Source organism: Pandoraea sp. SD6-2, from assembly GCF_000389825.1.
Taxonomy (GTDB): Bacteria; Pseudomonadota; Gammaproteobacteria; order Burkholderiales; family Burkholderiaceae; genus Pandoraea; species Pandoraea communis.
Genome location: NZ_KB944454.1, coordinates 451,342 through 467,102, shown reverse-complemented (window position 1 = coordinate 467,102; position 15,761 = coordinate 451,342). Strand labels below are relative to the sequence as shown.

At 62.0% G+C, this 15,761-nt stretch carries 11 protein-coding genes; 4 read left to right on the top strand and 7 right to left on the bottom strand.

Features of this window, described 5'->3' with window-relative positions; genetic code table 11:
• Positions 1-27 precede the first annotated feature (27 nt).
• The 6 genes from C266_RS18460 to uvrA all read right to left on the bottom strand — a co-directional run bounded on the left by C266_RS18460 (position 28) and on the right by uvrA (position 7,342).
• Complete coding sequence (locus C266_RS18460) at positions 28-1,041, bottom strand: hypothetical protein (RefSeq protein ID WP_144265864.1); 1,014 nt, start codon at positions 1,039-1,041, stop codon at positions 28-30.
• Between the two features lie 198 nt (positions 1,042-1,239).
• Positions 1,240-1,638: a RidA family protein gene (locus tag C266_RS18455; RefSeq protein WP_010804845.1), complete on the bottom strand. Its 399-nt coding sequence runs from the start codon at positions 1,636-1,638 to the stop codon at positions 1,240-1,242.
• Positions 1,635-2,615, bottom strand: coding sequence for a threo-3-hydroxy-L-aspartate ammonia-lyase (locus tag C266_RS18450; protein WP_010804846.1), 981 nt, complete (start codon positions 2,613-2,615; stop codon positions 1,635-1,637). The genes C266_RS18455 and C266_RS18450 overlap by 4 nt, the downstream gene beginning before the upstream one ends.
• Positions 2,612-3,286 (bottom strand): transcriptional regulator, encoded by a 675-nt coding sequence (locus C266_RS18445; protein WP_010804847.1) that lies wholly within the window; start codon positions 3,284-3,286, stop codon positions 2,612-2,614. The genes C266_RS18450 and C266_RS18445 overlap by 4 nt, the downstream gene beginning before the upstream one ends.
• 110 nt (positions 3,287-3,396) lie before the next feature.
• Positions 3,397-4,425 (bottom strand): AI-2E family transporter, encoded by a 1,029-nt coding sequence (locus C266_RS18440; protein ID WP_010804848.1) that lies wholly within the window; start codon positions 4,423-4,425, stop codon positions 3,397-3,399.
• Positions 4,426-4,477: 52 nt separating this feature from the next.
• Entirely contained in the window at positions 4,478-7,342 is a 2,865-nt protein-coding gene (gene uvrA, locus C266_RS18435; RefSeq protein WP_010804849.1) for an excinuclease ABC subunit UvrA, read from the bottom strand.
• A gap of 426 nt (positions 7,343-7,768) precedes the next feature.
• Here uvrA and C266_RS18430 point away from each other — a divergent pair, with 426 nt between their 5' ends.
• Positions 7,769-8,992: an MFS transporter gene (locus C266_RS18430; protein WP_036663450.1), complete on the top strand. Its 1,224-nt coding sequence runs from the start codon at positions 7,769-7,771 to the stop codon at positions 8,990-8,992.
• A gap of 30 nt (positions 8,993-9,022) precedes the next feature.
• Complete coding sequence (locus C266_RS18425; protein WP_010804851.1) at positions 9,023-9,550, top strand: single-stranded DNA-binding protein; 528 nt, start codon at positions 9,023-9,025, stop codon at positions 9,548-9,550.
• 1,008 nt (positions 9,551-10,558) lie between these two features.
• On the opposite strand, the gene C266_RS18420 is transcribed toward C266_RS18425, so the two are convergent.
• Positions 10,559-10,888: a DUF4148 domain-containing protein gene (locus C266_RS18420; RefSeq protein WP_010804852.1), complete on the bottom strand. Its 330-nt coding sequence runs from the start codon at positions 10,886-10,888 to the stop codon at positions 10,559-10,561.
• Positions 10,889-11,187: 299 nt separating this feature from the next.
• On the opposite strand from C266_RS18420, the gene C266_RS18415 reads away from it, so the two are divergent.
• Together C266_RS18415 and C266_RS18410 are read left to right on the top strand one after the other, a co-directional pair.
• Positions 11,188-14,400, top strand: coding sequence for an efflux RND transporter permease subunit (locus C266_RS18415; RefSeq protein WP_010804853.1), 3,213 nt, complete (start codon positions 11,188-11,190; stop codon positions 14,398-14,400).
• Positions 14,397-15,761 carry an efflux RND transporter periplasmic adaptor subunit gene (locus C266_RS18410; protein WP_010804854.1) on the top strand — a complete coding sequence of 455 codons (1,365 nt, stop codon included), beginning with the start codon at positions 14,397-14,399 and terminating at the stop codon, positions 15,759-15,761. The genes C266_RS18415 and C266_RS18410 overlap by 4 nt, the downstream gene beginning before the upstream one ends.

The window sequence follows — 15,761 nt, the reverse complement described above, 5'->3', positions numbered from 1 at the left end:
TGGGGACTGAGTGCGTTTGCCTGGGAACTACTGAGGCAAACGCGCACGCCAGCCAGCAGGAAGCAACTTCAGCACGACGGCGCGTGCAGGACGCCAGAGTGCGGACAACAGCAACAACGCGCCCCCCACAACGACGGCGACCACCGCCAGTGCATGGGTGGCTGCCGAAGTCACGACAACGCTCAGAATCGCACTGATCACATACAGCAACGACGACATCATCAGCGCGCGGCGATCGATGGCGAGCGATATGCCGGTCAGCAGGACAAAGACGGCGATGACCGCGATCGGATAGCCGGGCATGAGCGCCCAGAAGATCGGGTGCGTGACCATACAGGCGGCGAGCAGGTGTAGCCAGAAGGCGACGTCCGAGCGGAGGGTCTTACGCTGCGGGTCTTGCGCATCCCAGCGCAGTGCCCAGACGAAGATGGCGAGACCGGCGACGATGTTCGCCACCCGCATCGGGCCGATATAGTCCTGGCCGGCAACGAGCACGAGGAACCACGTCAGGCAGACCGCACCGCCAACCCCCAATGCGATGGTGGCCGGCACCCGAAAGCGTCGCCAAAAAGTTACGGAGCCGATGGCGATGCCGGCGTAGCTCGCGAGCAGTTGCGGAAGGTACCACGCGAGCCCTCTGGCTTCGATGTGTACGTCGGAAGCGCCGCTGTACCCATGCATCGAGGGGATTGCTGCAAACCCGGCGCAGGCGAGCGCGGCAATGAACCCGAAGCTATAGAAAAGTGCAGGCAATGCCATGCGCCGGCGCCGCACGAAGACCTCCGACAGTCCCCAGAACAGTGCTGCACAAATCAGGGCGATGAGCCATGGCGGCAGCGTGTTCGTCAGCCACACCGTGCCGAACACGAGCAGCGCCGACGCCACCACAACGAATACGTCGTTGAAACTCGTGATCAACTGCATGGGTTCGTCGTCGGCCATCGGCCGCGGCGTTGTCTGGGCGCTTTCCGGCGATGTCGACACGTCCGGGGCGGGCGTGGGGCCGGCAGAATCGTGCTGGGAGATGGGAGGAGTCGTCATGGGCAATCAGAATTGACCAACGTCGACGACCGCGACTTTGTATCGTGCCGCGACTAAGCGCAGACGCCAGTCTCTCAAAAGCCCCTAGCGTAGCGGGGTTTTTCGTAAATGGCTATGTGCGGGGGGATTCTTTGGCTTCCGCATGTAATCTTTTGGGAAGCCGCCTCGCCAATCGCCGCGATATGCGCCTTTTTTTCGTCACCCAGCCAACGCGGTCGCCTCGATCTCCACGGCGACGCCGTGGCTGAGCGCGGGCACCGGCACGACGGCGCGAGCGGGTTTCGCGTCGCCCGCCCAGGCGGCGTAGACCTCGTTGAACGGCCCCCAATCGTCGACGTTCGTGATGTACACGCGCACCTGCACCAGCCGGTCGATGCGCGTGCCGCAAGCGGTAAGAATCGCGGCAACGTTATCCAGTGCCTGCTTCGCCTGCACCGCGAACGGCGCGCCGACGAGGCGTTCGCCGTCCGGCGTGACCGGCAACTGGCCGGACACGAACACGAAACCGCCCGCGCACACGCCATGCGAATAGTGACCGCGCGGCGGTTGCAGCGCCGGTACGTTGACCGCTTCGATACCACGTTCCTGTGCACTCATACGGCTTCTCCGAGCGTGAGTTTGGCGAAGCGTTCCATATCGATGTTGCCGCCCGACACGATGACGCCCACGCGCTTGCCTCGTACATCCAACTTGCCTTGCAGGACCGCCGCCGCAGCCAGACAGCCCGTCGGTTCGACCACGATCTTCATGCGGCTGGCGAAGAACTTCATCGTTTGCACCAGTTCGTCGTCGGTGACGGTCAGGATGTCGTCCACGAGCGAGCGAATCACCGGGAACGTGAGTTCACCCAGATGCTGGGTTTGCGCGCCGTCTGCAATCGTGCGCGGCGTCTCGATGTGCACGATCTTGCCCGTTCGAAAACTCTGCTGAGCATCGTTGGCCGCTTCCGGCTCGACACCAAAAATCTCGATCTCGGGATTCAGCGCGCGCGCTGCAACGGCACTGCCCGAGAGCAGTCCGCCGCCGCCGAGGCACACCACGAGGGTGTCCAGCTCGCCCACATCCTCGATCAACTCCTTGGTCGCCGTGCCTTGTCCCGCCATGACATGCGGATGATCGTACGGCGGAATCAACGTCATGCCGCGCTCCTGCGCCAGTTGCCTGGAAAGCGCTTCGCGATCTTCCTTGTAGCGATCGAAAAGAATGACCTCCGCGCCATAGCCACGTGTCGCGTCGATCTTCATCTGCGGGGCATCCTGCGGCATCAGGATCACTGCGGGCACGCCCAGCTCGCGCGCCGAGAGGGCAATCGCCTGCGCATGGTTGCCCGACGAGAATGCCAGCACCCCGCCACGCTTTTGTTCGGCCGTGAACTGCGAGATCGCGTTGAACGCGCCACGAAACTTGAAGGCGCCCATGCGCTGGAAATTCTCTGCCTTGAAGAACAGGCTGGCGCCGGTCATGGCGTCGGCGGTGCGCGACGTGAGCACCGGCGTGCGATGTGCGGCTTCGCGAATCCGGTCGTGGGCGGCGACGACGTCGCCATACGTAATTGCGAGAGGAGGAACGGTCATGATGCGTCTTTCGGGTCGGAGAGGTAGGTGTAGACGGTTGAGCGAGCGATACCCAACGCACGCGCGACTTCGGCGTGAGCGTGACGCAGGTCGAGCAGGCCGCGGCCTTCGATGAGACGGATGGCCTCGCGGCGTTGCGCGAGCGTCAGGCCCTGCGGGGTCGTGTTGCGCTGCGCGGCAAAGTCGGTGATGAGCGGGGAGATGTCGTCGAGCCGCCGGTTGGACAGCGTCTCGCGAACCGGCGCCGGGGCGCGATTCGGTACGTTCACCAATTGCTGCATGCTGGCCGCCGCTGCGGTGAGCATCGAGATGTCCATGTTCAGGCAGATGGCCGCGACGTACTCGCCGCTGCTGTTCTTCAGCCCGATGGATGTGCTCTTGACCGGTCGTCCGTCCGGAAACCGGTTCGCATAGTTGGCGATGACCTCGGGAAACGCCGGATCGGCGATGCGCGCAAGCCCCATCTCCGTGGCGGCGTCACCCGGCCCACGCCCCGACAAATTGTTGGAGATTGCCACGATGGAGTGGTCGGGATCGGTCAGGTCGTGCAGCACCACTTCGACCAGCGGCGCGAACGTCTGGCCGAGCGCCTCGACGATCTTGCGCCCTTCGCGCAACAACAGCGTGTTCTCGTCGAGCTTGCCCGTGGCGGGAGATTTGGTAGATTTCATGAGTTGACATTATGTCGATCAATGACGAAATGTCAAATTTCGGCCAAAAACATCGCCCGGTGCCCGTCTGCCAAGGGGGAGGCAGCGGACAGCGGGCGACCGGGGTGCGCTCAGACGAGTTCTTTTTCTGCCAGTTCGCTCTTGATGTATCCGTAATAGATCGGTGCGGCGACAAGCCCTGGCAGCCCGAATGCCGCTTCCATCGCGATCATGGCCAGCAGCAGTTCCCAGGCGCGGGACTGGATCTGCGTGCCAACGATACGGGCGTTGAGGAAGTATTCGAGCTTGTGAATCACGATCAGGAAGACCAGCGCCGTGATGGCCACAGACAGCGACACCGACAGACCCAGCACCACGATGAACGTGTTCGAGATCAGATTGCCCACGACCGGCAGCAGCCCGACGACGAACGTCACCACGATCATCGTCTTGCGTAGCGGAAGGTGAACGTCGAACAGCGGCAGCACGCCGATCAGAAAGATCGCGGTAAAGACGGTATTGATCGCCGAAATCTTCACCTGCGCGAACACGATGCGGCGAAAGGCATCGCCAAACAGCGTGACACGGCGCGTGAGCGCGGCCGCGAGCGGCCGCATGCTGTGCACGGGCCGAATGGTGGAGAGCGCCACGAGGGCACCGAGCACAAGCCCCACCACGATGTGCACCATCGCGTTGAGCGCTTCCTTGCCGACCAGCGACATCTCTTGCGTGTGGTCTTTCAGGTAGCCGGTGATCGACTGGTGAATGTCGTCAATGTCGGCCGGCAGCCGTGCCGTGATCCATGCCGGCAATTGCGCACGCGCTTGCTCGACGACTTCCATCATCCTTGCGTTGATGTGCTGCAAGTGACCCGCATCGCTGCGGAAGAACGTGATGATGCCGAAAATGAGTGCCGTCATCAGCGCGACGATCACCGCCGACAGCAGCGCAACCGCAACCAGCCGAGCGCGCTCGCTGGAGATCCGCAGTTGCAAGCGTGGCCCGAGCACATGCACGAGTTGATAGACGACCATTCCCGAGAGCACCACCGAAAGCAGGTGGATGCTCAGAATCAGCCAGAGGGCCACGGCGGCGAAGACATAACTCGCCAGTTCGATCCAGAAATTCCGATCCGGATTCCAGCCAGAGCGCGGTTCCATGCAATGACGTCCTTCAAAAAAAACGATGCCGTGACGGCTTGGGCAGTGCGTCTTACTTCTCGTGCTTGAGCAGCGGGGCGAGGTACTTGCCGGTGAAGCTGGCCTTGTTCGCCGCCACTTGCTCGGGCGTACCCTGTGCAATGATCTGTCCGCCGCCCGCGCCGCCTTCCGGCCCGAGATCGATCACCCAATCCGCTGTTTTGATCACGTCCAGATTGTGCTCGATGATGACGACAGTATTGCCCTGATCGCGCAGCCTGTGAATCACCGTCAGCAGCAGCTCGATATCGTGAAAGTGCAGCCCGGTTGTCGGCTCATCAAGGATGTACAGCGTTCGGCCGGTGTCGCGCTTGGACAGTTCGAGCGAGAGTTTTACCCGCTGCGCTTCGCCGCCCGAGAGTGTGGTGGCCGACTGGCCGAGGCGGATGTAGCCCAGGCCCACGTCGAGCAGCGTCTTGAGCTTGCGCGCCACCACAGGAACAGGCTTGAAGAACTCATGCGCCTGCTCGACCGTCATGTCGAGCACTTCCGAGATATTGCGGCCCTTGTACTGCACTTCGAGCGTTTCGCGGTTGTAGCGCTTGCCGTGACAGACGTCGCAAGGCACGTATACGTCCGGCAGAAAGTGCATTTCAACCTTGATGACGCCGTCTCCCTGACAGGCTTCGCAGCGTCCGCCCTTCACGTTGAACGAGAAGCGGCCCGGGTCGTAGCCACGTTCCTTGGCTGCGGGCACGCCGGCGAAGAGTTCGCGAATCGGCGTGAACACGCCCGTGTAAGTGGCCGGATTCGAGCGCGGCGTGCGTCCGATGGGAGACTGGTCGACGTTGATGACCTTGTCGAAGTGTTCCAGCCCTTCGATCTGGTCATACGGTGCGGGCTCGGCCGACGACCCATAGAGGTGGCGTGCGATGGCGTGATACAGCGTGTCGTTGATCAGCGTCGACTTGCCCGAGCCGGACACGCCCGTCACGCAGGTCAGCAAGCCGACCGGCAGATCCAGATTGACGTTCTTGAGGTTGTTGCCCGTCGCGTCGAAAATCCGCAGACGTTCCTCGCGCGGCGCGTGGCGCTGCGTCGGCACTTCGATGCGCCGCGCCCCCGACAGGTACTGCCCGGTCAGCGACTCCGGCGCTTGCTCGATCTGCTCGGGGCTGCCCTGGGCAATCACCGTCCCGCCGTGAATGCCCGCGCCGAGCCCCATGTCGACGACGTAGTCGCTCGCGAGAATCATGTCCTCGTCGTGCTCGACCACGATCACCGAGTTGCCGAGATCGCGCAGATGCTTGAGCGTGCCGATCAGACGATCGTTGTCGCGCTGATGCAGCCCGATGGACGGCTCGTCGAGCACGTACATCACGCCGGTCAGACCCGAGCCGATTTGCGACGCCAGACGGATACGCTGTGCTTCGCCGCCCGAGAGCGTATCGGCGCTGCGCTCCAGCGAAAGATAGTCGAGACCGACGTTATTCAGGAACGTGAGACGCGCGACGATTTCCTTCACGATCTTGTCGGCGATTTCGCGCTTGGCGCCGTGCAACACCAATTCGTGGAAGTAGCCGAGCGCTTCGCGCAGCGGCAGATTGCCGATCTCGTAGATCGCGCGCGCTTGCGGACCTTCGCCCACCTTCACGAAACGGGCTTCGCGGCGCAGGCGGCTGCCCTCGCAATCGGGGCAGGCGCGATTGTTCTGATACTTGGCGAGTTCTTCGCGCACCGCGACGGAATCGGTTTCGCGATAACGCCGCTCCAGATTCGGAATGATGCCCTCGAATGCATGCTCGCGTACCGACGTACGGCCTTTCTCGTTCACGTAGGTGAAGGGAATGCTCTGCTCGCCGGAGCCGTAGAGCACGATCTTCTGCGTGTCTTCCGGCAGGTCCTCGAAAGCGGTATCGACATCGAAGTCGTAGAACGCCGCGAGGCTTTGCAGCATCTGGAAGTAAAACTGATTGCGACGATCCCAACCCTTGATCGCGCCGGACGCGAGCGAGAGCGCCGGGAAGGCGACGACGCGCTTCGGATCGAAGAATGTCATCTGGCCCAGACCGTCGCAGGTCGGGCAGGCGCCCATCGGATTGTTGAACGAGAACAGGCGCGGCTCGAGTTCCTGCAACGAATACGAGCACACGGGGCACGCGAACTTCGAACTGAAGACGTGTTCCTTGTCGGTATCCATTTCCAGCGCAATGGCGCGGCCATCGGCCAGACGCAGCGCCGTTTCGAACGATTCCGCCAGACGCTGCTTCAGATCGGCACGCACCTTCACGCGGTCGATCACCACGTCGACCGAATGCTTCTCCGTCTTCTTGAGCTTGGGCAGGGCGTCGATGTCGTACACGCGCGCGCGGCCTTCATTGGCGGCGCCGCCCCCGGAGCGGATGCGAAAGCGCACGAAACCCTGGGCCTGCATCGACTCGAACAGATCGGCGTGCTCCCCTTTGCGATCGACGACGATCGGCGCGAGGATCATGAGCTTGGTGTCTTCCGGCAGCGCAAGCGCCGCGTCGACCATTTGCGAGACGCTTTGCGATTCGAGCGGCAGCCCGTGGTCGGGGCAGTAAGGTGTGCCGACTCGGGCGTAGAGCAGACGCAGGTAATCGTGAATTTCCGTGACCGTGCCGACCGTCGAACGCGGGTTATGCGACGTGGCCTTCTGTTCGATGGAGATCGCGGGCGAGAGACCTTCGATCAGATCGACGTCAGGCTTCTCCATCAATTGCAGGAACTGACGAGCATACGCCGACAGACTCTCGACGTAGCGCCGCTGACCTTCCGCGTAAAGCGTGTCGAAGGCGAGCGACGATTTGCCGGAGCCGGACAGGCCGGTGATCACCACAAGCTGGTGACGCGGCAAGTCGAGATTGACGTTCTTGAGGTTGTGGGTACGAGCCCCACGAATACGAATGGTTTCCATTGACGGTTCCGGGTCGTCGCCGAGGAATCCGCGCGGCGAATTGTCGCGGGGCGGGTTCCGGCCCCCAAGAGTGTCCGAGTTTCCCGGGACGTCGGACCGAGTCGGCACGGCGTTGGCCGGCGTCGACGCGAATGGCGGCGGGAGCGGTCGGGACGGGCCGCTGGGGGGGAAATCCGGGCGGCTAAACCTGCTAATATACCTAAGTTTGATTGCCGGGGCTGAACCTGCTGACTGGCGGTCTCGGGCGGCACACCGGCACGAGTGTACAGATGGGGACGAACCGCCCGATTTCCAGAGGCTGGCGTCCGAGCGTCGGCGAGACCCGCCATCGACGCGCCCGCCGGGTGGCGGGCATGCCGCAGGGCCGGGCGGCAATCATCAGAAAACCCCGAGGCAGCACGCGTTTTTTTCATCTCCCAGGACGTAATGTCGACTGATTCCGTGACTTCCGCTTCCCCTGCCACGACACGCGGCCGCGGTGGCCGCATGACCCCGCTAGAAGTGCGCGCGAGTGCGTCGCTCGCGGGCATTTTTGCGCTGCGCATGCTTGGCCTGTTCCTGATCATGCCGGTGTTCTCGGTGTTCGCTCAGACGATTCCGGGCGGCAGCAATACCTTTCTCGTCGGACTGGCGATCGGTATTTACGGCCTCACGCAGTCGCTGCTCTATATCCCTTACGGCTGGGCGTCCGACCGGCTGGGGCGCAAGCCGGTCATCATCTTTGGTCTGATCGTGTTCGCGATCGGCTCGCTTGTGGCGGCGCTGGCGCACGATCTGACGTGGATCATCGTTGGCCGGGCGATTCAGGGCGCCGGGGCAATTTCTTCGGCGGTCATGGCCTGCGTGGCCGACCTGACGAGCGACGAGAATCGCACGAAGGCGATGGCGATGATTGGCGGCAGCATTGGCGTGTCGTTCGCCGTGGCGATCGTGTGCGCGCCGTTCCTGTATCACTGGCTGGGCATGAGTGGCCTGTTCTCGGCCATCGGCGTTCTGGCGGTGCTGGCGATTTTCGTGGTGTTGTGGGTCGTGCCGACACCGCCCGTGCATCCGAAGGCTGGCCCGGCGCCGTTTTCCGAGGTGCTGCACAACCCGGAACTGCTGCGTCTGAATTTCGGGGTATTCGTGTTGCACGCCACGCAGACGGCGCTTTTCGTGGCAATGCCGCGCATGCTGGTCGCCGCAGGGCTGCCGGTGGCGCAGCACTGGGAGATCTATCTGCCGGTGATGGGCTTGTCGTTTGTGGCGATGGTGCCGGCGATCATTGCGGCCGAGAAGCGCGGGAAGATGAAGATCGTGCTGCTCTCGGCGATTGCGCTGGTGGCGATAGCGCAGGCGGCGCTGGGCGGCTTGCCGCCGACGGTGGCTGTGATCACGACGGTGCTGTTCGTGTACTTCCTGGGCTTCAACGTGCTGGAAGCCTCGCAGCCGTCGCTGGTCTCGAAGCTCGCGCCGGGGCATCGCAAGGGCGCGGCGGTGGGTGTTTACAATACGACACAGGCACTTGGGTTGTTCTGCGGCGGGGCACTAGGGGGTTTTCTTATGACCCACTACGGTCAAAACGCAATATTCCTCACATGCGCAGCCGGCGCTTTCGTGTGGCTTATAATCGCCGCACCGATGAGGACGCCAGCGCCTCGTCAATCCTGATCGGATTTCAGCAATACCGGAGAAAGTTTTATGGCATCAGTCAACAAAGTGATCCTGGTCGGTAACCTTGGCGCCGACCCCGAAGTCCGCTACTTGCCGAGCGGCGATGCGGTCGCGAACATTCGTCTGGCGACGACCGACCGTTACAAGGACAAACAATCCGGCGAGTTCAAGGAGATGACGGAATGGCACCGCGTGTCGTTCTTCGGCCGTCTCGCCGAGATCGTCAACGAGTACCTGAAGAAGGGCTCGTCGGTGTATATCGAAGGCCGCATCCGCACGCGCAAGTACCAGGCGCAGGACGGCACGGACCGTTACAGCACGGAAATCGTGGCTGACCAGATGCAAATGCTGGGTGGCCGTGGCGGTGAAGGCGGCGGTGGTGGCGGTGGTGGCGGTGGCTACTCGCGCGGTGGTGGTGATGAGGGTGGCGGCGCAGGCGGTGGTGGCGGTTATTCGCGCGGCGGTGGTGCTGGTGGCGGCGGCGCTCGTCAGCAAGCCCCGGCCAAGCAGTCGGGCGGCGGCTTCGACGACATGGACGACGATATTCCGTTCTAGAAAGCACCTGACACAGCGTTGTCAACCAAACCCGGCAAGCCTTGTGCTTTGCCGGGTTTTTTCTTGTTGACGGTTTTTCCAACGTTTACCCATGGTGCTCACTATTGCGGACAAGAAAATAGTGTCAACGACGATCAATGGCTACCGCGTCAAGACACTCTTGATGAGCACCGGAGAACGTTTGCCGGTGCTCTTGCTTATCCTGGATAGTCGAAGTATCGACATCGAACGACGAATGGCTCGGCGGGAGGTTATTGACTTCGGGAGAGGTCGGAGACCTTGCTCGGTTTTGTCCATGGGAGCTTACGGAGCCATTTCCGAGCGAGTACGGAGATGATCCAAAAGTCGTCAAGATACTGAGTCTCGAGAAAGCCAGACGGGGTTTGATAAGGTCCGGCGTTGCTGTGGCCGCGCCAAATGTTGCCGCCACGAGATTACGATATGTGCGGATGTATTTGGCGTGCTTGTCATCGCGCCGCTGCGGTACAGCTCTATCTGCGCCAAAAGATTGCCTTTGTATCTCGGCAAGCGAGATTTGATCCTGACGGCGATCTCCGACAAATGTACCGGTATCACCCCCTTGCTTTTTTGCCACCTCTGGAGCGACCCGCCAATGGAGTCGTGGGCGTCGGCAATTCGAAGATCGTTCGCTATGAAGCGCAATGCTAATCCGGGGACTCTTGTTCGCTGACTAAGGCATCAACTGCGTCCTCATCCGCATCCACGCGCTCAAGAGCATTTAGCCGCGGTTGTCGCCGTCTTAAGCTCGCACGGCCACGAATCTTGTCTCTAGGTATCCCTGCCGATGGCAAGACCGGCTTCAAAAAGCCATTGGGCAGCTTTGCCGAAGCCCGTGAATGAGCTCGCAGCGTCCTAGGAACGCCTGCTGCGTCATCTCGAGCGGAGAGCAACCTGAGCAAGCTCGGTGAGCTTGGCAGGCTGCCCTCGCACTTTCTCGGATACGCCAAATTTGCCTCGGCATGCGAGTTGGCGGGGCAATCGCCAGAATCAATCGCCAAAATAAACCGATTGGCGACTGGCGTGGCTTACGGGCTGGTTGCCTGTGCTTACCCCCGTCATCGCGACCGTGCCGGAGGTGTTGATCAGGCTCGCACTGCCGTCCTGTTTTGCAACGATAGCCTCGGCCCGTTCGAGGTTGGCCGGGTAGTTGGCCTGCGAGCCGGACGGTTGGTAGCCTGCCTGTTCAACACGAACGAGATCGGCCTGGACCTGGGCACGCGAGAGCGACGCGTCGTTGTTGCCGGTCGACTGGGCGAATGCGGAGAACGGCGCGGCCAGGGCGCAGGAAACGAGAAGGGCGGAGACAATTGCTTTCATGATATTCACCTTTGCATAAGTGGCATCTGCTCCCGGAACTGGGGCAGTTCAGCCAGCCTTCGACAATGTCGCGAAGGTTGAATGCATTCTGGTCTTTCGCGGCTGACCTGAAGGTGACCTCCCGATTACGATTTTGTTATCCGCACAGATGACAAATCCGTAATGCAACGGTCAGCACAAGGTAAACGGCCCATCCACATACTTGCCTGCATCTCGGACGCCCGCGTTCGCCGGAATTCCACTGTCCGGGCGCAGCGGGTTCTCCCCCTGCCGTGGTCACCTCATTTCCGGATATTTTCATGTGGATCGTCAGATTGGCGCTCAGACGCCCCTACACGTTCATCGTGCTCGCCGTGCTGATCTTTATCCTCGGCCCCCTTGCCATCATGCGCACGCCGACGGATATTTTTCCGAACATCGACATTCCTGTCGTCAGTATCGTCTGGTCATACAACGGCTTTTCGGCCGAGGACATGGCGCATCGGATTACGTCGAACTACGAGCGCGCATTAACGACCGATGTCGACGACATCGATCACATCGAATCCCAATCGCTCAATGGCGTGTCGGTAGTGAAGGTCTTCTTCCATCCGGGCGCCGACATCAATCGGGCGATTGCCGAAGCCGCGGCAAACTCCGCATCCATCCTGCGTGTCATGCCGCCCGGCACACTGCCGCCGAACATCATCACCTACAGCGCCTCGACGGTCCCGGTGCTGCAACTCGGGCTCTCAAGCAAGACGCTGCCGGAGCAGTCCTTGTATGACCTGGGCAACAGCTTCATCCGGACACAACTGGCCACGGTGCAGGGCGCCGCAGTGCCGCTCCCCTATGGCGGCAAAGTCCGTCAGATCATGGTGCAACTCGACACCCGGGCGCTTCAGGCCAAGGGACTTGCCCCGATTGACGTGGTCAACGCCGTCAATGCGCAGAACCTGATCCTGCCCGGAGGCACGGCCAAGATCGGTGCGCGGGAATACAACGTCCGGATGAATGGAAGCACACAAAGTGTCGACGCGCTCAACGATTTGCCTATCAAGACGGAGAAAGGTGGGGTCGTGTATGTGCGCGACGTCGCGCATGTGATCGACGGTTACGCGCCACAGACCAACATCGTGCGGGCGGACGGTCAGCGCGGCGCACTGTTGACTGTGGAGAAGACGGGTAGCGCATCCACCCTCACGATCATCGATCAAGTGAAGCATCTGTTACCGAAGATCACGGCAGGTCTGCCGAGCGCGCTCAAGATCACACCTCTCTCGGACCAATCGCTATTCGTCAAGTCGGCGATTTCCGGCGTCGTGCGCGAGGCGCTCATTGCCGCATGCCTTACCGCAGCGATGATCCTGCTTTTTCTCGGCAGTTGGCGCGCCACGCTCATTATCGCCATCACGATTCCGCTCTCGGCGCTCACCTCGCTCATTGCCCTCTCGGCGCTGGGTCAGACCATCAATATCATGACGCTCGGCGGGCTGGCACTGGCCGTGGGCATACTCGTAGACGATGCGACCGTCGCGATCGAGAACATTACACATCACCTGGAGCGCGGAGCGCCGTTGCACGACGCGATTCTCAATGGCGCGGGCGAGATTGCGGTGCCAACCTTCGTCTCGACCCTCTCCATCTGCATCGTGTTCGTGCCGATGTTCCTGCTCTCCGGCGTCGCACGGTACCTGTTCGTGCCGATGGCTGAAGCTGTCGTATTTGCGATGTGCGCCTCATACCTGTTCTCGCGCACGCTGATTCCCACGCTCGCGATGTATTTGCTGCGTGCCAAATCCGAAAATGCGCAGCCTGCCGGCGGATGGTCCGCGCGATTCTCGCGCTTTCAGGCTCGCTTCGAGGCGGGTTTCGAATCCTTGCGTCGCCGCTACGCTTCGGCGCTTCGGGTGGCTGTCGGCCAGCGATCGCGCTTCGTGGCAGTCTGGCTTGCCATTTGCCTCGGCTCCCTTGCTTTGACACCGTTCGTCGGGCGCGATTTCTTCCCGTCTGTGGATGCCGGTGAAATACGCCTGCATTTGCGTGCGCCGACCGGCACGCGCATCGAAGAGACCGCCCGCATCACGGACGAAGCGGAAACGAAAATAAAGACGGTCATTCCTCCGGCAGAAGTAAGCCTGGTGCTCGACAACATCGGCCTGCCGGTGAGTGGCATCAACCTTACTTACGACTCGTCGGACCCGATCGGCCCGGAGGATGCCGATATTCTGGTCACCCTCAAGCCCAATCACTCATCCACCGCCGGATATGTCGCGAAACTGCGCGATGTGCTTAACGCATCATTCCCGGGGGTCACATTCTCGTTCCTTCCGGCCGACATCGTAAGCCAGATCCTCAATTTCGGCCTGCCGGCCCCCATCGACGTCCAGATCGTGGGCAACCATCTGGCACAGAACCGGGCGGTGGCTAATCAACTTCTCGATCAGTTGCGCAGCGTTCGGGGGCTTGTCGACGCCCATATCCAGCAACCCGGCGACGAACCCACGATCAACGTGAACGTGGATCGCACCAAGGCCATTCAGGCCGGACTCACGCAGCGCGATATCTCCCAGAACTTGCTCATTGCGCTATCCGGCAGCTCCCAGACCACACCGAACTTCTGGCTCGACCCCAAAAACGGTGTGAGCTACCCGCTCACCACCATGGTGCCCCAGTACAACATCGACTCCCTGCAGAAGCTGGCCAACGTGCCGGTGAGCACGCCTTCGATCGCCGTTGATCCGCAAAATCAGATCGGTTCTTTGGGCACACTCGCGCGCAGCGAGCAACAAGCTGTCGTCTCTCACTACAACGTGCAGCCCGTACTCGACATCTTCGCGTCTACACAAGGTCGAGATCTCGGCGGCGTGGCATCGGACGTTGCCCGTCTGGTCGATGCGGCCCGCGCCCATTTGCCCTCCGGATCGTCGATCGCGATCCGGGGACAGGTGCAGTCGATGAATGCCTCATTCAGCGGATTGGCGCTCGGTATCGTCTTTGCGATCGTGCTGGTGTATCTGCTGATGGTCGTGAATTTTCAATCGTGGGTCGACCCGTTCATCATCATTTGCGGCATTCCCGCATCGATGGCCGGCATCGCATGGATGCTGTTTGTCACGCAGACCACGCTGTCCGTACCCGCACTGACCGGCACGATCCTGTGCATCGGCATCGCCACGGCCAACAGCATCCTTGTCGTCAATTCGGCACGCGAGTCGCTGGCGGGCGGCATGGCACCCATTGACGCAGCGCTCGATGCCGGTTTCAACCGCTTTCGCCCGGTAGTGATGACCGCGCTCGCGATGCTGATCGGCATGTTGCCCATGGCGCTCGGACTCGGTGACGGCGGGGAGCAAAACGCACCGCTCGGGCGGGCCGTCATCGGTGGACTCGCACTCGGCACGTTATCGACGCTCGTGTTCGTTCCTGTCGTATTTGCAACGGTACATGGCTGGCTCGCCAAACGCCGCCCGACACGCCCGAACGATGAGCAAGCCGCCACGCTCTCCAACGTCAACAAGGATTTCCAATGAGCATGCATACACCGCCCGACGACCGCGTCGGAACTCCCGAGCCCACGGCAAAGCCGGTGTCCGCCCCGTTGCGGCTTCACGCCGCGCCCGGTGCGGCGCAGATTTCCTCGCGCGCGCGGCGCTCGTGGGGACTTGGCCTCGGTGCCTTGGCTCTGTTGTTGCTGTGTGCCGGCATTGTGCCGCGCATTGTGGCGAGACAGGCACAGGCCGCGCAAGTGGAGGCGCAGCGTGAACTGAGCGTCTCGACGATTACGCCGACGCCGGCCCCGGCAACGCAGGAGCTGTTGCTGCCAGGCGCCGTCATGCCGTGGGCCGACGTGGCGATCTACGCGCGTACCAGCGGCTATGTCAAGCAGTGGTTCGCCGATATCGGCGCGCATGTGAAGGCCACTCAGGTGCTGGCACGACTCGATACCCCGGAACTCGATGCGCAATTGCGTCAGGCTCGCGCTGACGAAGCCACGGCACTGGCCAATTACCGCTTTGCCAGCAGCACAGCACAACGATGGCAGACCATGCTGCGAACCCAGTCGGTTTCCCCGCAGGATGCCGATGCAAAGACCAGCGACGCCGCCGCCAAGCTGGCTGCATTGCAGGCGGCGCAGGCCAACGTGTCCCGACTGGCCGAACTGGTGGCATATCAGAGTGTGACGGCACCGTTCGATGGCGTGGTGAGCGCACGCAACGTGCAAGTGGGCGCGCTGGTCACGGCGGGGGGAGCACCAGGGCTACCGTCGATGTCCGGCGAACTCTTCCACATCGAGCAGACCGACCGTCTGCGCGTATATGTCGATGTTCCGCAAGACGAAGCCAATCGGATGACGCCCGACACACAGGCGTGGATCGCGACGGAACAGTTTCCCGGCCGGCGCTTCACCGGGACCATCGCCCGCGATGCCAACGCGATCGATCCGGTGAGCCGGACGTTGCGCGTGGAGATCGATGTCGATAACCGTGACGGCGCCTTGTTGCCGGGGGCTTACACGCAGGTACACCTCACGCTGAAATCCGGCGCGCCCGGACTCGAACTTCCCGTGAGCGCGCTGCTGTTTCGCCCTGACGGTGTGAGCATCGCGACCGTGGATGCGCACGACAAGGTGGCGCTTCGACGCGTCAGCATCGGCCGGGATTTCGGCACCTACGTGGAAATTGCCACGGGACTCTCGCAAAGCGATCGCGTGATCGCCAATCCCGGCGATGCCATCTCCGACGGCCAGCGCGTTCGGTCGAGCATCGCCCCGACGTATGCCGCAAGCAATGCAGGCGAGAGCCGTGAGGCCGGCATGACCGGCAAGAACGTCAATCCCGGCCCGGCCGCACCGGTGACCTCCACGCCTGCCGCGACTGCGGGCAAGTTATAA